General features: G+C 63.1%; 18 protein-coding genes. 7 read left to right on the top strand and 11 right to left on the bottom strand.

Annotation, left to right across the window (positions count from 1 at the left end; all coding sequences use genetic code 11):
• On the top strand, positions 1–263 hold a 263-nt coding region (locus tag KQI17_RS11695), incomplete at its 5' end, for a hypothetical protein (protein ID WP_216496395.1).
• Positions 264–282: 19 nt separating this feature from the next.
• Here KQI17_RS11695 and feoB read toward each other — a convergent pair.
• The 5 genes from feoB to KQI17_RS11670 form a co-directional block, all read right to left on the bottom strand.
• Positions 283–2,331, bottom strand: a complete 2,049-nt coding sequence (gene feoB, locus KQI17_RS11690) for a ferrous iron transport protein B (protein WP_216496394.1) — start codon at positions 2,329–2,331, stop codon at positions 283–285.
• A 21-nt stretch (positions 2,332–2,352) separates the two neighbouring features.
• Positions 2,353–2,583 (bottom strand): FeoA family protein, encoded by a 231-nt coding sequence (locus KQI17_RS11685; RefSeq protein WP_216496393.1) that lies wholly within the window; start codon positions 2,581–2,583, stop codon positions 2,353–2,355.
• A gap of 123 nt (positions 2,584–2,706) precedes the next feature.
• The gene (locus KQI17_RS11680) at positions 2,707–3,441 is read right to left on the bottom strand and encodes a helix-turn-helix domain-containing protein (protein WP_216496392.1); all 735 of its coding nucleotides are present in this window, start codon (positions 3,439–3,441) and stop codon (positions 2,707–2,709) included.
• Between the two features lie 94 nt (positions 3,442–3,535).
• On the bottom strand, positions 3,536–4,819 hold the full coding sequence (locus tag KQI17_RS11675; protein ID WP_216496391.1) for a 1-acyl-sn-glycerol-3-phosphate acyltransferase: 1,284 nt from the start codon (positions 4,817–4,819) through the stop codon (positions 3,536–3,538).
• A gap of 73 nt (positions 4,820–4,892) precedes the next feature.
• Entirely contained in the window at positions 4,893–5,402 is a 510-nt protein-coding gene (locus KQI17_RS11670) for an ECF transporter S component (RefSeq protein ID WP_216496390.1), read from the bottom strand.
• Positions 5,403–5,517: 115 nt separating this feature from the next.
• Between KQI17_RS11670 and KQI17_RS11665 the strand changes: the two genes are divergently transcribed.
• The 3 genes from KQI17_RS11665 to clpB all read left to right on the top strand — a co-directional run bounded on the left by KQI17_RS11665 (position 5,518) and on the right by clpB (position 10,329).
• Entirely contained in the window at positions 5,518–6,939 is a 1,422-nt protein-coding gene (locus KQI17_RS11665) for a PLP-dependent aminotransferase family protein (protein ID WP_216496389.1), read from the top strand.
• 115 nt (positions 6,940–7,054) lie between these two features.
• Complete coding sequence (locus KQI17_RS11660; RefSeq protein WP_022018283.1) at positions 7,055–7,702, top strand: CopG family transcriptional regulator; 648 nt, start codon at positions 7,055–7,057, stop codon at positions 7,700–7,702.
• 35 nt (positions 7,703–7,737) lie between these two features.
• Entirely contained in the window at positions 7,738–10,329 is a 2,592-nt protein-coding gene (clpB, locus tag KQI17_RS11655) for an ATP-dependent chaperone ClpB (RefSeq protein ID WP_216496388.1), read from the top strand.
• Between the two features lie 41 nt (positions 10,330–10,370).
• Here clpB and KQI17_RS11650 read toward each other — a convergent pair whose 3' ends face one another.
• Both KQI17_RS11650 and KQI17_RS11645 read right to left on the bottom strand, forming a co-directional pair.
• Positions 10,371–10,979, bottom strand: a complete 609-nt coding sequence (locus KQI17_RS11650; protein WP_216496387.1) for a TIGR01440 family protein — start codon at positions 10,977–10,979, stop codon at positions 10,371–10,373.
• Positions 10,980–10,994: 15 nt separating this feature from the next.
• Positions 10,995–11,570 carry an HD family hydrolase gene (locus KQI17_RS11645; protein ID WP_022018130.1) on the bottom strand — a complete coding sequence of 192 codons (576 nt, stop codon included), beginning with the start codon at positions 11,568–11,570 and terminating at the stop codon, positions 10,995–10,997.
• Positions 11,571–11,726: 156 nt separating this feature from the next.
• On the opposite strand from KQI17_RS11645, the gene KQI17_RS11640 reads away from it, so the two are divergent.
• Positions 11,727–12,311 (top strand): TetR/AcrR family transcriptional regulator, encoded by a 585-nt coding sequence (locus KQI17_RS11640; RefSeq protein ID WP_216496386.1) that lies wholly within the window; start codon positions 11,727–11,729, stop codon positions 12,309–12,311.
• Between the two features lie 192 nt (positions 12,312–12,503).
• Positions 12,504–14,279 carry an oleate hydratase gene (locus tag KQI17_RS11635; protein WP_216496385.1) on the top strand — a complete coding sequence of 592 codons (1,776 nt, stop codon included), beginning with the start codon at positions 12,504–12,506 and terminating at the stop codon, positions 14,277–14,279.
• Positions 14,280–14,356: 77 nt separating this feature from the next.
• On the opposite strand, the gene KQI17_RS11630 is transcribed toward KQI17_RS11635, so the two are convergent.
• The 3 genes from KQI17_RS11630 to KQI17_RS11620 are packed head-to-tail and all read right to left on the bottom strand — an operon-like array spanning position 14,357 to position 16,895.
• Positions 14,357–15,163 (bottom strand): metal ABC transporter permease, encoded by an 807-nt coding sequence (locus KQI17_RS11630; RefSeq protein WP_216496384.1) that lies wholly within the window; start codon positions 15,161–15,163, stop codon positions 14,357–14,359.
• Positions 15,160–15,867 carry a metal ABC transporter ATP-binding protein gene (locus KQI17_RS11625; protein ID WP_216496383.1) on the bottom strand — a complete coding sequence of 236 codons (708 nt, stop codon included), beginning with the start codon at positions 15,865–15,867 and terminating at the stop codon, positions 15,160–15,162. The genes KQI17_RS11630 and KQI17_RS11625 overlap by 4 nt, the downstream gene beginning before the upstream one ends.
• Complete coding sequence (locus KQI17_RS11620) at positions 15,867–16,895, bottom strand: metal ABC transporter substrate-binding protein (RefSeq protein WP_371821994.1); 1,029 nt, start codon at positions 16,893–16,895, stop codon at positions 15,867–15,869. Before KQI17_RS11620 ends, KQI17_RS11625 begins: the two co-directional genes overlap by 1 nt.
• 165 nt (positions 16,896–17,060) lie before the next feature.
• Here KQI17_RS11620 and KQI17_RS11615 point away from each other — a divergent pair, with 165 nt between their 5' ends.
• Complete coding sequence (locus tag KQI17_RS11615) at positions 17,061–18,053, top strand: hypothetical protein (protein ID WP_216496382.1); 993 nt, start codon at positions 17,061–17,063, stop codon at positions 18,051–18,053.
• Between the two features lie 48 nt (positions 18,054–18,101).
• On the opposite strand, the gene KQI17_RS11610 is transcribed toward KQI17_RS11615, so the two are convergent.
• Positions 18,102–18,995, bottom strand: coding sequence for a diacylglycerol kinase family protein (locus tag KQI17_RS11610; RefSeq protein ID WP_022018344.1), 894 nt, complete (start codon positions 18,993–18,995; stop codon positions 18,102–18,104).
• Between the last annotated feature and the right edge of the window lie 140 nt (positions 18,996–19,135).

Raw genomic sequence — 19,135 nt, 5'->3', positions numbered from 1 at the left:
TTGAATGTGATGTGCTCTTTATTTCGTTTCTTTCGTCTTTTTTAAATTGCATAAAACCTCCTATTGCTCTGGTAATGCGGTCGCCAAACCTTTACCAGTATACCGCAATAGGAGGTTTTACTCATGCTAAAGCTATTTTTCTTCCCCCAGTAGAACTGGGGGTTTATTTCCACGCCTTAAGGCGCCAAAAGAGAAAAGAGGCGCGAGCCGACGGCTCGCGTCTCTTTTTGTCGATTTTCGGCGACAAATCGTATAGTTCATAGGCAATAATACATTTTGTATTCATATTTTCAGCCACGTCGCCGCCAGATGCACGGCAAAGCAGACCGTCATGCCCACCGCTGTCGGCAGCGCGACGCCGACAAGCGTCCATTTCAGGCTCTTCGATTCCCGCGCGAGCGTGAGCGTGGTCGTGCCGCAGGGGAAGTGGAACAGCGAGAAGAGCAGCATACAAAGCGCGGTCGTTCCCGTCCAGCCGTTCGCCAGCAGCATGGTCTTGAGCTCCGCGAGCGACGCGCCGTCCACCAGCGTTCCCGCCGAGGAGTAGCCCATGAGCAGGATCGGCAGCACGATCTCATTCGCCGGAAAGCCGAGCAAGAAGGCGAGCAGGATCATGCCGTCCAGCCCCAGCGCGCGCCCCAGCGGATCGAGCGCCGCCGCGCCGTGTGCAAGTAACGTGGTATCTCCCATGGTGCAGTTTCCCAGCAGATAGATGAGCAGGCCCGCGGGCGCGGCGACCGTCACCGCGCGGCCGAGGACGAATACCGTCCGATCCAGAAGCGAGCGCACCAGCACCTGCCCCACGCGCGGACGGCGGTAGGGCGGCAGCTCGAGGGAAAAGGCGGAGCTTTCGCCGCGCAGCAGCGTGGCGGACAGCAGGCGCGAGACGAGCAGCGTCACGCACACGGAGAGCACCAGCGCCGCGAGCAGTCCGGCGCTTGCGCCGAGCATGGCTTCCCCGGAAAGGAACGCGGTCAAAAGCGTGATGAGCAGCGGAAAGCGCCCGTTGCACGGCACAAGGCTGTTCGTCAGCATCGCGATGAGCCGCTCGCGCGGCGAGTCGATGATGCGGCAGCCCGTCACGCCGCAGGCGTTGCAGCCGAGACCCATGCACATCGTCAGGCTCTGCCGCCCGTGCGCCCCGGCGCGGGCGAAGCAGCGGTCGAGCACGAACGCCACGCGCGGCAGATAGCCCACGTCCTCGAGCAGCGTAAAGAGCGGGAAGAAGATCGCCATCGGCGGCAGCATTACCGATACGACCCACGCAAGCGTGCGGTACATTCCGTCCACCAGCGCGCCGCGCCAGAACGGCGGCAGGAAGGCGAGAAGCCCCCGCAGCGGCTCCTGCGCCGAGAACAGCGCCCGTGAGAGCAGCTGCGACGGCACATTCGCGCCCTCGACCGTCAGCCATAAGATCGCCCCGAAGAGCGCGAGCATCACGGGGATGCCCGTCGCGCGGGAGGTAAGCAGGCGGTCGAGCCGCCGGTCACGCCGCTGCGCGGCGGTCTCGTCCCGCCGCTCGCACAGCCGCACCAGCGCCGTAGCGTAGGCGGAGAGCGCACCCACCAGCGCGTCGCGCAGGGCGTCGCCGGTCAGCTCCCCCAGCTCGGCGCGGGCGCGGACGCAGACCTCCCCGATGCGCTCCGCCGCCAGGGCAGGCAGATCGGCACTGAAGCGGGTGAAGAACAGAGCATCGTCCTCCAGCAGCCGCAGCGCGTAGAAGCGGCTCTGCTCCCGCGCGAACGGCGCGAGCGCCGGCTCCAGCACGCGCATCGCGCGCTCGACCGCGCGGGGATATTCGACCGTCGTCTCTCTCCGCCGAGGCTTTTCGCGGACGGCGGCGGCCAGCGCCGCGCGCAGTTTATCCAGCCCCTCTCCGCAGCTCGCTGCCGTGCCGACGACCGGCACGCCGAGCGCGCGGGAGAGCGCGGGCAGGTCGAGCACGATGCCCTTCTTTGCCGCTTCGTCCAACAGATTCACGCACACGACCGCAGGAACGTCCGCCGCCTCGAGGGTTTGCAGCACGAGGTTCAGGCTGCGCTCCAAACAGGTCGCATCCGCCAAAATGAGCACGGCCTCCGCCTCGCCGGAGCAGAGATAGTCCCGCGCGATCTCTTCCTCGGCGGAGTTGGGGAACAGCGAGTACGTCCCCGGCAGATCGACGAGCGTGAAACGCTCGCCGCCGTATGTAAGATCGCCGCGCGCCGCGGCGACGGTTTTCCCCGGCCAGTTGCCCGTGTGCTGCCGCAGCCCGGTGAGGGCGTTGAACACGGTGGATTTTCCCACGTTCGGGTTTCCCGCCAGAGCAATGATATGCGCCTCGTTCGGCATGGGGCGATCCCTCCTGAAAAATCAAAGCATTTCGATCTGCACGCCGCCCGCGTCCTCGCGCCGCAGCGCGATGACCGCGCCGCGCACACCGTAGGCGACCGGGTCGCTCCACGGGGAAACGTGCAGGGCGCGGACGCACGAGCCCGGCACGAAGCCGAGGTCGAGCATCCGGCGGCGCTGTGCACCGGTAGAGCGCAGCGCCGTCACTACGGCGCTCGCGCCGACCGGCAGCGCGTCAAGTGTCATCTGCATCGGGGCCACTTCCTCTCCCTTTGTCAAGGTATGCGCGAGGCCGTGCGGTGGTGCGGAGCCGAAAAAACAGCTGCCCCGAAGGGCAGCCGTCCGGCATGGTCTGTTTGATTGTTTGTCGGGGCGTTACACCTGCGGGTCCCAGGAGATGCTGTTTTCCCCGACGCGGATGTCTGTGGCAAGGCAGATGCTGCGGCTCTCCGCCCCATTCGTCACGGTGGCGGAAAGCGTAACGCCGCCGTACCGCGGAACATTCAAAAGCCGCACGGTGCAGATGCCGCCGTCCGTCGTCGTTTCAACGGAGATCAGACCGTTGTTGTCCGGCGCGCAGCTCGCCGACCACTCGTAGCCCTCGCCGCTGACGCTGGGGACGAAGCGGAATACCAACGCAATACCATCGATGTCGAGCGTCAGACCGCTGATGGTGATCGTGTCCGGCAGGGGTGCGGGCGTCGTTATTTCATTGCTCGGTGCCTTGCTGTTTTGGAGTGAACGGTATCCCGACAGCATGGTCAGCACGCCGCAAATCAGCACCAGTATGCCTACGACGTAGCGCAGAGATCTGTTCTGCTTTGCGATCCTCCGGATCTCCTCCGCAAAGGCTTCTCTCTCGGCAGCATCCCCCGCGAAAGCCGTTGCGGGTACCTCGCCGCACAAAGCAGCCGGCTCGCGGCCGCACAGCTCGTCCGTGCTCACGCCCAGCTCGTCGGCGAGCGCCGCGAGCTTATAGAGGTCGGGGAGCGATTCCCCCGTTTCCCACTTGCTCACCGCCTGCCGCGAAACATTCAGCTTCGCCGCCAGCTCCTCCTGCGTCATACCGCGCGCCTTGCGCGCACGAATCAGATTTTCCTGAAAGCTCATCGCCGCTCTCCCTTCTGTTTTCTGTCCTCATCGTAGCGCATTCTGCGGTGGCAGGCAAGAAAAGCTCTCGGGATTTGCGCAACGGACGGTTGCATCAGCCGTTTTTCGCGGCCCTTTCGGCGCGTTTGAGCTTGTAGAGCTCCTCGGCGGCGAGCCGCGTCTTGGCGACCACATCGCCCTTCCCCTGCGGGAAGCAGTAGTAGAGCACGTCGCGGTCGCCGATGCAGATCATGTCGCCCAGCTCATACCAGAAGTAGTCAGCGTAGAGACTGTAGCTGGTCTCAGGCTTCTGCGTGAAGTCCAATTTTCCGCCGCAGCCCGTGAGGCGGAAGCCGTTCGCATCGTGGCGCAGGCGGCCCTCGCCGACGCGGCAGATCTGCCGGAAGTTGACCATCACGCAGATGCTCACCGGAGCGTCGAGCAGATAGCTGCCCTGCTCCAGCTCCTCGCGCACGCACGCGCGTTCCCACGCATACCAGTCGGGAACATGGGTGAATTTCGCCTCGGCGTTTTCGCATTCCAGCGCGCCCAGCTCCGTCAGACGGTAGCGCACGCCGCAGTCGCGGCAGATAAGCTCCGTGCCGCGGCCCTCCGTTTCGCCCTCGGTGCCGCAGTGCGGGCATTTGTAGAGCACGCGGTTGAGACCGTCGGCGCGGAACGGCTCGTTCACGACGACGCCGTTTTCCTGCTGCCAGCGGAAGTTATCAAAGGAAAATTCATCCGCGAGCAGCGCGTTGATCTCGTCCGCGCTCTTTTCCGCGGCCTCCTCGGGCGAGAGCAGATAGCGCAGTTCCGCGGAGACATTGACCCTGCGGTTCTGCAGTCCGTTGTAGAGCGGGTCGCGCGCGAACGCGCCGCAGGTACGCAGCAGCACGACCGGCACGCCGAGCGCCTTGACGCACTTGCCGAGACTGTCCGGCAGCGGCGTGGCCGTGCCGTCGAAGCTGTAGCTCGCCTCGGGATAGAGGAGGATGGAGCTTTTGAGCTTCTTCACCGCGTAGAGCATATCGCGCACGAGCGCGGTGTCCGGCTGAAACTTCCGCGTGGGAATGCAGCCGAGCGCGCGCATCAATCCCGCCTTGCCCACAAAGCCGTCCGACGTGCAGACGATGTTGAAGGGGCGCGGGTAGAGCACCGCCGCAGCGATCTTCAGGTCCAAAAAGCAGGAGTGATTCATCAGAACGAGACAGGGCTCGTCAGGGCCGAGCCGCTCCATGCCCACGCGGTCACAACGAAAATGCGTCGCGCGCAGGTCAGGCGCGGACAGCGCGCGCAGGAGCGCGCGGAACAGCATGGACGGACGGCGCGGCGGCGTGTGCTTTTCTCTCGGCTGCGCAAGCGCCTGCTCGTAGGGCATATCCACGACCTTGATCTTCATGGCGGACCTCCTGCAAGGGGATTTATGTTTCCTCAACAGGATACCATGAACAAGGCCGCAATGCAATCCAAAATCAGGCGCGGGCGAGAACGTGGCTGCGGTCGAGCACCGCGTAGACCGCGATGCCGGCGGCAATGCCGAACACGCCCTGCACGAGGTTGCCGGGAATGGACGCCGCCGCGGCCAGACCCTTGCCGAGCCACAGGCTCGCATAGCCGAAGTAGCCGAGGACCATGATGATCTCCGCCGCCGCGCCGCCGATGAGCTGCGCCGCCAGCTTGCCGCTGCGCTCCCGCATGGCCTCAAAAATATACGCCGCGGCGACCGCCATCGTGAACTTGATGACGAGCGTGCCGGGGGCATAGTGCGGATAGCTCAGCAGGTCGGCGAGCATCGAGCCGAGGCCCGCCGCCGCGCCGCCGTACCACGGCCCCAGCACCCACGCCGAGAGCAGCACGGCGCAGTCGCCGAGGTTGACGTAGCCCTGCATGGGCGAGGGCACCTGGATGACCATCGTCATCACGGTGCAGAGGGCGGCGAACAGCGCCGCGAGGACCAGCTTACGCAATTTCATATCCGTCATAAAAATCATCTCCAAAAAAGTCTTGCATTTCTGCTTGGTCTGTATTTTAATCAGAATTGGACTTAATAAAAGCATCAAATCAATATATTTTCATAGAACCAGATTGGAGATGCCCATGCTCACCTACGATCTTGACCGGCGCGGCAAGCTTGCGCGCTACGATTATCTTTACCGTTGCATCCGTGAGGACATTCTCGCGGGCCGCCTGACGGCGGGCGAAAAGCTGCCGAGCAAGCGCTCACTTGCAAGCCATCTGCAAACGGCGGTCATCACGGTGCAGAACGCCTATGCCCAGCTCGAGGCGGAGGGCTATCTCTACACGCGCGAGAAGCGCGGCTACTATGTCGCCGACGTGGAGCGGCACCCCGCCGCGCCCGGGCGCGCCCCGGCCCGGAGCGCGCCGCAGCCGCAGCGCTCGTGGCTGCTCGATCTCAGCTCCGGCGGCAGCGGGACGGAGGACTTTCCCTTTTCCGTGTGGGCAAAGCTCATGCGCCGCGTGCTGAGCGAGGAGGGCGAGGCGCTGCTGCGCGCCACGCCGCCGAACGGCGCGGACGCGCTGCGCAGGGCCATCGCGCAGCATCTCTACCGCTTCCGCGGCATCTCCGCCGCGCCGGAGCAGATCGTCGTCGGCGCAGGCACGGAGTACCTCTATAACCTCATCGTCCAGCTGCTCGGACGCGAGGCCGTCTACGGCGTGGAGGACCCCGGCTACTCCAAGGCCGCGCGCATCTACGCGCTCGGCGGCGCAAGGACTTCGCCCGTGCTTGTGGATGAGGGCGGCGTGAGCCTGAGATCCCTGGAAATGAGCGGCGCACAGATCCTGCACACCTCACCGAACCACCAATTCCCCACCGGCGCGGTGACGCCCATCGGCCGCCGGCAAAGCCTGCTGCGCTGGGCGGAGGCGCGGGAGGGCCGCTATATCATCGAGGACGATTACGACAGCGAGTTCCGCTTCACGCTGCGCCCCATCCCCACGCTGCAGAGCATCGACCGCGCGGGGCGCGTGATCTACGTCAACACCTTCTCACGCACGCTCGCGCCCTCGCTGCGCATCAGCTATATGGTGCTGCCCAAGAGCCTGACCGAGCACTACCGCGCGCAGCTCGGCTTCTACTCCTCCACTGTGCCGGCGATGGAGCAGCACACGCTTGCGCGTTTTTTGGACGAGGGGTATTTTGAAGCGCACATCAACCGGATGCGCAAGTCCTACCGCGCGCAGCGCGACGCGGTCATCGACACCATTCTGCAAAGCCCGCTCGGAGCGCGCTGCCGGGTGTCCGGCGAGGACGCGGGGCTGCACTTCCTTCTGACGATCGACACGAAATGCACCGACCATGTGCTGCGTGCCGACGCCGAGGGGCGCGGCGTGCGGCTCTCCTTCCTCTCGGATTTTGCCCTGCGTCCCGGCTCCGCGCCGCAGCACACGCTGGTCATCCATTACCCCGGCATCGACCTTGGACGGCTTCGCTCAGCGCTGTCCATTCTGGAGGCGCTGCTGTATTTCCGCGACTGGAAATACAAGGGCAGAAAATGAACTCCGTGTAAACATTTCTATAATTCGCTAAAATATTTATATAAATATATTGACAAAAGTTTTCGCTGTGCTATGATATGGTACAGCAAGGAAAACCCCGGTAAGGAGGTGCATGATGAAAAAGAATCTATACAGCCTGACGCTCTCGGACGAGGTGGTGCGGGAGGTCGACGCGCTGGCGCACCGGCTGGGCACGAACCGCTCGGCGTTGGTGAACCGCATTCTGTCCGAGTACGTCTCCGTCCCCACGCCGGAGCGCAGGATCAACGATATTTTCGAGGCCATCGAGGCGCTCGTTTCCCCCTCGCGCGAGCTGGTGCCGTTTTTCGCGCCGAACTCGCAGTCCATGTCGCTCAAATCGAGCCTCGCCTACAAGTACCGTCCGACGGTCAAGTATGAGGTCGATCTCGGCGGCGGCGAGGATACGCTGGGCACGCTCAACGTCGTGTTCCGCACGCAGTCGGCAGAGCTGATCGCCGCGCTGACGGACTTCTTCCGTCTGTGGGCGCGTATCGAGAATGTCTGTCTCGCGCCGGCGCTCGGCGGCACGATCGCCTGCTCGCTCTACGACGGGCGCTTCGTCCGTCCGCTCGCCATGCCGCGCGGACACGCCCGCTCGGCGGAGGACATCGCCGGCGCCATCAGCGCCTATGTGCAGCTCTTCGACCGCCTGCTCAAGGGCTATCTGAGCGGCGATCTGAGCGCCAAGGACGTGGAGCTGGCCTACCGCGGCGACCTGCGGGGCCGCGGGCTTCTGATTTAAGCGATTCGCAGTTTTGTCAATAGAGGTGAATTTATATGAACGCTGAAAAATATACCCAGAAAACGCTGGACGCCGTCAAGACCGCGCAGAGCATAGCGCAGGAGAACGGCAACCAGTATCTGACCCCCGAGCATCTGCTCTATGCCCTTGTCGATCAGGACGGCGGACTCATCGCGTCGCTCTTCGGCAAGATGGGCGTGGACTGCGACGGCCTGCTCTCCGAGCTGGACACGCTGATCCGGCGTCTGCCGAAGGTCTCCGGCGGCAGCGGCGAGGTGTACGCCTCACCGGAGACCGGCAAAATTCTGAATCTCGCCGAAAAGACCGCCGAGAAGCTGCACGACGATTATATCTCCGTCGAGCACCTGATGCTCGCTATCTTCTCCGAGGGAACGAGCGACGTCAAGCAGCTGCTCCAGAGCCACGGCATCACGCGCAGCCGCTTTACCGACGAGCTGAGCAAGGTCAAAACCGCTCCCGTGACCTCGGACAATCCCGAGGAGACCTACGACGCGCTCAAGAAATACGGTACCGACCTTGTCGAGCGCGCCCGCAGCAAGGAGCTTGACCCCGTCATCGGCCGCGACGCGGAGATCCGCAACGTCATCCGCATTCTGTCGCGTAAAACCAAGAACAACCCTGTGCTCATCGGCGAGCCGGGCGTCGGCAAGACCGCCATCGCCGAGGGCCTTGCCCAGCGTATCGTGCGCGGTGACGTGCCCGAGGGGCTGAAGGACCGCACCATCTTCTCGCTCGACATGGGCGCGCTCATCGCGGGCGCGAAGTACCGCGGCGAGTTCGAGGAACGCCTGAAGGCCGTTCTGAACGAGGTCAAGAAGTCTGAGGGGAAGATCATCCTCTTCATCGACGAGCTGCACACCATCGTCGGCGCGGGCAAGACCGAGGGCAGCATGGACGCGGGCAATCTTTTAAAGCCCCTGCTCGCCCGCGGCGAGCTGCACTGCATCGGCGCGACCACGCTTGACGAGTACCGCCAGTACATCGAAAAGGACGCCGCGCTCGAGCGCCGCTTCCAGCCTGTACAGGTCGATGAGCCGACGGTGGAGGACACCATCTCCATCCTGCGCGGACTCAAGGAGCGTTATGAAATTTACCACGGCGTGCGCATCCACGACAACGCGCTCGTCGCCGCCGCGACGCTGTCCGCGCGCTATATCACCGACCGTTTCCTGCCCGACAAGGCCATCGACCTCGTGGATGAGGCCTGCGCGATGATCCGCACGGAGATCGACTCCATGCCCGCCGAGCTGGACGATCTGCGCCGCAAGATCATGCAGCAGGAGATCGAGGAAATGGCCCTCAAGAAGGAGGACGACCAGCTCTCCCGCGACCGTCTGGAGGAATTGAAGAAGGAGCTTGCCGACGAGAAGGAGCAGTTCAACGCCATGAAGTCCCGCTGGGAGGCGGAGAAGAACGGTGTGGAGAGCGTCAAAAAGCTCAAGAGCGAGATCGAGCAGATGCACGGCGACATCGAGCGGGCACAGGCAAATCTCGAGTACGAGAAGGCCGCGAAGCTCAAGTATTCCGATCTGCCCGCGCTTGAAAAGCAGCTCAAGGACGCCGAGGCTGCGGCCGAGAAGCACAATAGCGACAACTCCATGGTGCATGACACCGTGACCGAGAACGAGATCGCCGACATCGTCGGCAAGTGGACGGGCATCCCCGTCAGCCGTCTGATGGAGGGCGAGCGCGAAAAGCTGCTGCGTCTCGACGAGATCATTCACAAGCGCGTGGTCGGACAGGATGAGGCCGTTCGCCTCGTGACCGAGGCCATCCAGCGCTCGCGCGCAGGCATCGCCGACCCGAACCGCCCCATCGGCAGCTTCCTCTTCCTCGGTCCCACGGGCGTGGGCAAGACGGAGCTGGCGAAGTCCCTTGCGGACTGCCTGTTCGACGATGAGCACAACATGGTACGCATCGACATGACCGAGTATATGGAGAAGTTCTCCGTCTCGCGTCTCATCGGCGCGCCCCCGGGATACGTCGGCTACGACGAGGGCGGTCAGCTGACCGAGGCCGTGCGCCGCAAGCCGTACAGCGTCGTGCTGTTTGACGAGGTCGAGAAGGCGCACCCGGATGTCTTCAACATCCTGCTGCAAATTCTCGACGACGGCCGCATCACCGATTCGCAGGGCCGCACGGTGGACTTCAAGAACACCATCATCATCCTGACCTCGAACCTCGGCTCGGCCGAGCTGCTTGACGGCATCCAACCGGACGGCAGCATCGCCGAGAGCGCACGCAATGCCGTCATGGGCGAGCTGCGCCGCGCGTTCCGTCCGGAGTTCCTCAACCGGCTGGATGAGATCATCCTGTTCAAGCCGCTGACGAAGGAAAATCTGAACGGCATCATTGAAATTCTGATGCAGGGTCTGCGCAAGCGCATGGCGGACAAGACGCTCAAGCTCGACGTCACCGACGCGGCGAAGAGCCTCATCATCGAGCGCGGCTTCGATCCGATCTACGGCGCACGCCCGCTCAAGCGCTACCTCCAGAGCGCGGCGGAGACGCTGATCGCGAAAGAGATCCTGCGCGGCGACCTGCCCGCCGGCAGCACGCTCGTTCTTGACGCGGAAAACGGCGAGCTGACCTGCCGCAAGAAGTAAAAAGAGCAGCAAAAAAGCACCGCGAAAGCGGTGCTTTTCTGTTACTCTGCGTCGAAATCGGGATAGCCGTTCTTGAGCTCCTCGTTGTAGATGGCGCGCTCGCCGCCGATGAATTTGGGGCGCACACGCGCCGCCAGCACGATGGCCTGCCCGATATGATCCTGCCTGAGCCGCACGGGAACGGCGACCTTCTTGAGGTGCATCCCGATGAGCGTGCCGCCGATGTCCAGTCCCGCGTCGGCGCGGATCTCCTCGAGCGCGACGGGGTGACGGAAGCTCTCATAGGCAGCGGTCGCAAACGAGCTGCCCGCCTTCGGCTGCGGCAGAACGTTGACGATCTCCGCGTTCGGCACCGCCTCGTGCTCCACGATGAGCGCGCGGTTCAAATGCTCGCAGCACTGCGCCGCGAGATAGACCCCCCTCGGCGCGAATACGCTTTGCAGCCCGCGGAAGATGGCCTGCGCCGCCTCCGGCGTAGACCAGCTGCCGACCTGATGACCGACGACCTCGCTCGTCGAGCAGCCGATCACCACGATCTGCCCGCGGTGCAGGCGCGCCGCCTCGACCAGCTCCTGCGCGGCATTTGCCGCCTCGCGCTCGACCTCGGCGAGCAGCGCATGGTTTTCCACTTCATGTACCGTTCCTGCCATGTAAAAGCACCTCTTTCATTGTCTGTTGTGTTCCGCCGCCGCGATCTTGTCCCTCGTCTCCCGACGGATCTCCTCGCGCAGCCGCTTGAGATAATCGGAAAACGCCACGTTTTCGTCGGCGTAGGTCAGATTCAGTTCATACTCGCGCGGCAGCCACGTTGCAATATCGGACTCGTTGTGCTGGATGACCGCCTCAAGCTTGTCGAGCGCCTTGTAGAGCCTGGCCTCGTCCGTCTCCAGCGCGTCCATCTCGGCGTAGAGTGTCTTCAGCTCCACGCTGTACGGCGCGGGAAGCGACGCGACCCAGGTCTCCAGCGCCGAGCGCTCGCGCTCCTCGTCGCCGCCGGACTTGAGAAAGCTCGGAATATCGCCGGTAAAGCACTCGCCGAGGTCGTGGATCAGGCACATCCGGATCACCCTGTCCATGTCCAGCGCGGGAAACTCGTCGCGCAGGAAAAGCGCCGTCAGCGCCAGCCGCCAGCTGTGCTCGGCCACGCTCTCGCGCCGTCCGCCGGAGGTGTAGCAATGCCTTGTCTCGTCCTTCAGGCGCTCCGCCGTGTGCAGCACGCGCAGCAGCTCCTTTGCCTCCATACCGTTCTCCTCCGTTCCGCAGCGTTCCTTACGGGCAGTATAGCACGGCGCGGACGGTTTGAAAAGCCCCCGCGAAAAAAATCGCGCGGCGCGTCCCTTGCATTTTCCCCGCCGCTCGGGTACAATAAACGCAGCTGCGGAAAAGGAGGTCACACCATGTCGCAGGTCACGAAGCGGGCGCTGGAGGCTTCGCTGAAGCATCTGCTGCTGCAAAAGCCGCTCAACAAGATCACCATCAACGACATCGCCGAGGACTGCGGCATCAACCGCATGACCTTTTATTACCACTTCAAGGACATTTACGACCTTGTTGAGTGGTGCTGCGAGGAGGACGCGAGCCGCGCCCTCGCGGGCAATAAGACCTACGAGACCTGGCAGCAGGGCCTGCTGCAAATTTTCGAGGCCGTGCAGGACAACAAGCCCTTTATCCTCAATGTCTACCGCTCCGTCAGCCGCGAGCAGGTGGAAAACTACCTCTACCGCATCACCTTCGACCTGCTCGAGGGCGTGGTCGAGGAGCAGGCGCAGGGCATGAGCGTGCGGCAGGAGGACAAGGCCTTTATTGCCACGCTCTACAAATATATGTTCGTCGGCCTTATGCTCGACTGGATCAAAAGCGACATGAAGGGCGACCCCGCGCTCATCGTGGAGCGGCTCGAGCAGGTCATCCACGGCAGCGTTTCCGCCGCGCTCGGGCGGCTGCGGACGGACAAGCCGCTTTTATCAAACCCGGCGGAATGATAAAATTTTATACAGCTCCGCGCCCCGTGATAAGTTTTTTATCACGGGGCGTTTTCTGCTGATTGTTCTTTTTTCAAAAGCGCGGTATGCTTTCCCCATCAAAAGGAAAACCTACCGTCGCCCGGCTCCCGGGGTCGAACGTGTTTCGTGAGCCGGCGGCCGAAGCAGAAAGATCGAAAGGAGAAATGATCCATGTATTATTCCAGCGGCAACTATGAAGCCTTTGCCCGTCCCAAAAAGCCCGAGGGCGTGGACAACAAATCCGCCTACATCGTCGGCAGCGGCCTGGCGGCCCTGACCGCCGCGTGCTATCTCGTCCGCGACGGGCAGATGAAGGGCGAGCGCGTGCATATCCTTGAGAAAGGCCCCACCGCGGGCGGCGCCTGCGACGGCTGGAAATTTGAGAACATCGGCTACGTCATGCGCGGCGGCCGCGAGATGGACAACCATTTCGAGGTCATGTGGGACCTGTTCCACTCCATCCCCTCCATCGAGACCGAGGGCATGAGCGTGCTCGATGAATACTACTGGCTCAACAAGGCCGACCCCAACTACTCCCTCTGCCGCGCGACCGAGAAGCGCGGGCAGGACGCGCACACCGACGGCAAGTTCGACCTCTCCGACAAGGGCGCGATGGAGATCATGAAGCTCTTCTTCACCCCCAACGAGGACCTGCAGGACAAGCGCATCACCGACTTCTTCGACGACGAGGTGTTCAATTCCAACTTCTGGCTCTACTGGCGCACGATGTTCGCCTTTGAGAACTGGCACAGCGCGCTGGAGATGAAGCTCTATATCCAGCGCTATATCCACCACATCGGCGGACTGCCCGACTTCACGGCGCTGCGCTTCACGAAGTACAACCAGTATGAGTCCATGATCCTGCCGATGGTCAAGTACCTCGAGGGCTTCGGCGTGCAGTTCCACTTCGGCGTGCAGGTGACGAACGTGGAGTTTGACTGCAAGAGCGGCCGCAAGGTCGCCAAGCGCATCGACATTCTTGAAAACGGCGCGGCGAGCGCCATCGACCTGACCGAAAACGACCTCGTGTTCATCACCAACGGCGGCTGCGTGGAAAACTCCTCGATGGGCAGCCAGAACACCCCCGCGCCCTACAACACCGAGATCAAGGAGGGCGGCGGCTGGGATATGTGGCGCAAGATCGCCGCGCAGGACCCCGCCTTCGGCCACCCCGACAAGTTCTGCTACGATCCCGAGCAGACCAACTGGATGAGCGCCACCGTCGAAACGCTCGACCAGCGCATCATCCCCTATATCACCAAGATCTGCAAGCGCGACCCGTTCTCCGGTAAGGTCGTCACCGGCGGCATCGTGACCGTGAAGGATTCCAGCTGGCTCATGAGCTGGACCATCAACCGCCAGCCGCAGTTCCGCTCCCAGCCCAAGGATCACTGCCTCGTGTGGGTCTATTCCCTCTTCACCGACAAGCCCGGCGACTTCGTCAAGAAGCCCATGCGTGAGTGCACCGGCAAGGAGATCTGCATGGAGTGGCTCTACCACCTCGGCGTGCCTGTCGAGCAGATCGAGGATATGGCGGAGAACAGCGCCAACACCGTGCCGGTCATGATGCCGTATATCGACGCCTTCTTCATGCCGCGCGCCTACGGCGACCGTCCAAAGGTCGTGCCCGACGGAGCCGTGAACTTCGCCTTCCTCGGCCAGTTTGCCGAGACCCCGCGCGACACCATTTTCACCACCGAGTATTCCATGCGCACCGGCATGGAGGCCGTCTACACCCTGCTGAACATCGACCGCGGCGTGCCCGAGGTCTGGGGCAGCGTGTATGACGTGCGCGACCTGCTCGACGCGACCGTGAAGCTGCGCGACGGCAAGAAGCCCATCGACATGGAGCTGAATCTGGTCGAAAAAATGGCGCTTAGGAAGGTGCTCGGCAAGATCGAGGGCACCGACCTCGAAAAGCTCCTCAAGGAGTACCACATCATCTGACATCGTTTCCACGCGATCTTCTCACAGCGAAAGCGAGGCGCGAGGCCCCAAGCAGGGCTTCGCGTCTCGCTGTTTTCTTATCTCCGTCCCGCAAGGCAGCAGAGCAGGAACACGAGCAGGTTGCAGAGCACCACGCTCGCGCCGACCGGCGTGGAGAGGAGGTACGAGGCGATCAGCCCCGTGCAGAAGCACACCACGCTCAGCGCGCCTGCGCACACGACCACCGCGCGGAAGCTCTTGAAAATGCGCATGGCAGAGAGCGCGGGGAAGATAATGAGGCTGGAGATGAGCATGGCGCCCATCATGCGCATTCCGAGCACGACCGTCAGCGCCGTGAGCAGCGCGAGGAGCGAATGGTAGGCGCCCACCTTCACGCCCGTCGCGCGGGAAAAGTTCTCGTCAAACGTGACGGCAAAAAGCCGGTGATAGAAGAGGATAAAGAGCGCCAGCACGGCGGCCGCCAGCGTCACCGAGAGCGCCACGTCGCCGCGCGACATGGCGAGGATACTGCCGAACATATAGCTGTCCACATCCGTGGTCATGCCCGTGGTGAGACTCGTGACCACGATGCCGATGGCGAGCGCCGAGGCCGAAAGCACCGCGATGGCGGCGTCCGCCCCGATGCGGCTGTGCTCCGCGATGCGCAGCAGCAGGAAGGCCGAGGCCACCACGACCGGCACAGAGAACGCCAGCGGCGCGAAGCCGCAGGCGACCGCGACCGCCAGCGCACCGAAGCTGACGTGGGAAAGGCCGTCGCCGATCATCGAATAGCGCTTCAAAACGAGCGGCACGCCGAGCAGCGCCGCGCAGAGCGAGACGAGGATACCCACGGCGAAGGCCCGCAGGATGAAGGGATAGGTGAACATTTCCAGCAGCAGACTCACAATGCACCTCCAAACCGCTTGCCGGCGGGGGAGGCAAGATACTCCGCCACCGTGCCGAAAAACCAGCCGTCGCGCCCGATGTGCAGGATCGTGTGCGCCTCGCGCAGCGCGCCTCGCATATCGTGCGTGACCATGATGACCGCCATCTTCTCTTTTTCGTTGAGATAGCGCAGGGTCTTATAGAGATCCTGCGTGGCGGCGGGGTCGAGACCCGTGACCGGCTCGTCCAAAATGAGCAGGCGGTCCGCCGCGCACAGGGCGCGCGCGAGCAGCACGCGCTGCTGCTGTCCGCCGGAAAGCTCGCGGTAGCAGCGGTTCTGCAGCTCCAGCACGCCGAGCTTGCCCATGTTCATCAGCGCCGCGCTCTTCTCCGCGGCGGAGTAGAAAAAGTGCAGCCCGCGCTTGTTGGCAAAGCCCGAGAGCACGACCTCGCTCACCGTAGCGGGAAAATCGCGCTGCGCGCTCGTCTGCTGCGGAAGGTAGCCGATGGCGCCCGCGCGCTGCGCGGGGCAGTCGATCGTGCCGGCGAGCGGAGAGATCAGCCCGAGCAGGCTTTTCATCAGCGTCGATTTGCCGCTGCCGTTCTCGCCCACCACGCAGAGGTAATCCCCCGCGCGGACGGTAAACGTCAGATGCTCGAGCAGCGCGCGGTGCTCGTAGCCGAGGCTTGCGTCACGGCACGCAAGCAGAATATCCCGATCCATCACAGCAAGCCTCCCTTCAAAGCCTCGTAATTTCGCTGCATCAGCGTTAAATAGGTCTCGCCCGCGTCGAAGTCCGTGCGCGAGATGGTCTGCATCGACCACAGCCGTTCGATGCGCGCGCCGGTGCATTCGCTCACCGCCTCCGCGACCTTCTGGCTGCTCAGGTCGATGGTGTAGACGACCGGAATGTGCTCGTCGTTCACCTTGTCGATGAGGTACTTGAGCGTGGCGAGGCTCGGCTCGGTATCGCCCGAGCAGCCGTGGAACGCCGCGCGGTAATGGAGGTCGTATTCCTCGCAGAAATATAAAAACGGAAAGCGGTCGGCAAAGATCAGCAGATCGCGCACGGCGTTCGCGCGCAGGGCGCGGAGGTCCGCGTCGAGAGCTTCAAGCTGCGCGCAGTAGTCCTCGCAGTTCGCGCGGTAGAGATCCGCGTTTTCCGCGTCCGCCGCGCAGAGCGCGTCGGCGACGGCGCGGCAGAGCTTGATGGCGTTTTTCGGCGACGTCCAGATGTGCTCGTCGTACTCGATCTCATCGCTGTCGTCATGGTCATGCTCCGCATGGTCGTGAAGCTCGTGGTCATGGTCATGGTCATGGCCATGCGCGTGATCGTGGCTGTCCGCGCCCTGCATCCCCTCGGAAAACTCCTCCTCGCGGGCATCGACAAAGTCCATCATGCGCAGCACCGTGCCGATGTCCTCGCCCACGGCGTCGAGCATATCGTCCGCCCAGACCTCGCCCTCGCCGCCGTTGTAGATGAAGACGTCGGCGCGCGAGATGGTCACGGCGTCGAGCGGGGTCGGCTCAAAGCTGTGCGCCTCGCGGCCCGGTGCGAGCAGCAGCGTCACGTCCGCGCGGTCCCCCGCGACGGCGCGGGCAAAATCGTAGTAGGGGAAGAGAGTCGTCACGACGCGCAGCCGCCCGTCGTCCGCCGATCTCTCCCGCACAGCGCAGCCGACGAGCGAAAGCGAAAGCACGAGCGCGAGCAGCGCGCCGACGAGCTGTATCCTGTTTTTCCTCACCGTCACGGCGCGCCCACCTCCCCGAAAAGACTGTTTTTCCAATCATACCATGCTTTTGCGGATTATCAAGTGATTTGTAATGAAATCGTCACACTTTCCCGCCGCGCCCTATGCTATAATAGCCACACCAGAGGATTTCATTCCAGCTTATTCTGTGAGGAGGCGCTGACCATGAAGCGTATGTTTTCTTTCTTCCTTGCCCTTGCGCTGCTCGCCGTGCTCAGCGGCTGCAGAAAGCAGGAGCCCACCCCGAGCAAGCCCGACGAGCCGACGCCACCGCCGGAGGAGGGCATCACGCTCGCGGAGCTGAATGTGGAATTTGTTGCGGGCGACCGTGACACGGACGCGCTGATGCAATTAAAGAAGGAGCTGCCGCCACTGCTCATCGGCGCGCTCGCCGACGAGGGCGTGACGGTCGGCAGGGTCAATGTGACCTTCGGCGCAAGCGACGAGGCCACCGCCGACGCGCTCGCGCGCGGCTCGGTGCAGGTCGGCTTCATGCCGATGGAGACGTATCTGGCGCACGAGGACGTGCTGCGGCTGGTCTCTGTGCCGGAGGAACCCGCCGGCGACACGGAGCGTGTCGGGCTGTATTTCCCGGTCTCCGACCAGAACCGCACGCTGCGCGCGGCGTTTGAAAAGGACGCGGCGGGCGGCGGCGCGCTGCACGCGTGGGAGACGCTGCTCGGCAGTTTCTGGATGGATAATGGGAGCGACCCCGTGTTCGCCGTGCCTGTGGATGACGATGTGGCCCGGCGGTTTCTCGACAGCATGATGGACGTGAACGCCAATGGCATGACGGCGGACAGCATTCCGCGCCTGACAGAGTACGTCAGCGCGGATGAGGTGTTCTCCACTGCGGATCTTGTGGTGCTGCACGGCGAGGCTCCGGATGAGGCGCTTTGGATGGAGATTTACGGCTGCACGGTCGGCGGCGAGACGGTGTCCGTCAGTACCGCTGACGCCATCGTCGGCGGCGACGAGTTCGCTGCGGCGCTGCTTGCCGCGCTGGAAAAACTCAGCGCGGACGAGACGGCACAGACGGTGCTGCGGCTCTACGATGGAGACGGTGTGCGCTACGGTGGGGCCGACACACAGGCTGTGGAATTTGCGCAGTATCTGCTCGGCAATACAGAGGGCGTTTACCAGCTCACGAGCGAGTAAAAGAGAAACGCGCGGCGATGCCGCGCGTTTCTCAGCCTCTGCACAGGCTCAGATCATCATCTGTATCCCGTTGTCCTCAATGCCGATCTCGATTTTCGGCACGCCGGGGGCGTATTCGCCGTCGAGCGTCCAGGGAATGCTGCCGTCGCTCTCCGCCGTGACATGGCGGACATGGCGGAAGATGAGCGCGTTGCTCGTTTCGTATTCCTCGTAAACGATGGCGCGGATGGTGCGCTGGAGCTGCAGCGGTGTTTTCGGCACGGGCACGAGCATCAGCTCAAACTGCCCGTCGCACAGGTCCACCGCGTCGGGTGAGAGCTTCATCAGTCCCGCGATGGAGGTCGAGTTGCATACCGCGCCGAAGAGGTACTCGCCCTCGAACACCTCGCCGTCGGCGGTAATCTTCATGGGATAGGGGCAGAGCGTTTCAAGGTCCTTCACGCCCTCGAGAAGATAGGCAAAGTGGCCAAACATATTCTTGATGTCCTGCGGCACGGTGTAGGCCGTGCGCGTGAACGCGCCGAAGGACGCGACGTAAACGAAGTTCTTTTCATTGAACACGCCCACGTCCAGGTCGCGCGGCTGAAGGCGCATGGCGCTCTGCGCCGCGAGCGCGGGATCGGAGGAAATGGACAGGCTTGCCGCGAAGTCGTTCGTGCTGCCACCGGGCAGGTAGCTCAGCGGCGGACGCTTCTCCCGCGGCAGGCGCATGATGCCGTTGACCGTCTCGTTGAGCGTGCCGTCTCCGCCGTGGCAGACGACGAGATCGAAATCTCCGCCGAAGCGCTCGGCCAGCTCGGTCGCGTCGCCGTGCCGCCGCGTCTCCGCCACGCGGACCAGATAGCCCGCCTTGGAGAAGATCGAAACGGCGTCGAACAGCGGTGCGCGCGATTTCGTCTTGCCCGCGCGGGGATTGACGATGAACAGCAGCTTCTTTTCCACAGCATTCATCCTTTCTGCAAACGGAAAAAAGTTTGAAGATTCAGTTAATTTTAGTATAGCACAGAAATTGTGCTATTGCAATTCCGCAATAATCATAGTATGCTAAACTTGATTTATTCTGAATGCGGGCAGGCGCTGTG

It is taken from the genome of Oscillibacter sp. MSJ-31 (assembly GCF_018918025.1).
Classification (GTDB): Bacteria; Bacillota; Clostridia; order Oscillospirales; family Oscillospiraceae; genus Hominicoprocola.
Note: the sequence above shows the minus strand (reverse complement) of the source record. Positions and strands in the feature narration are given on the sequence as shown.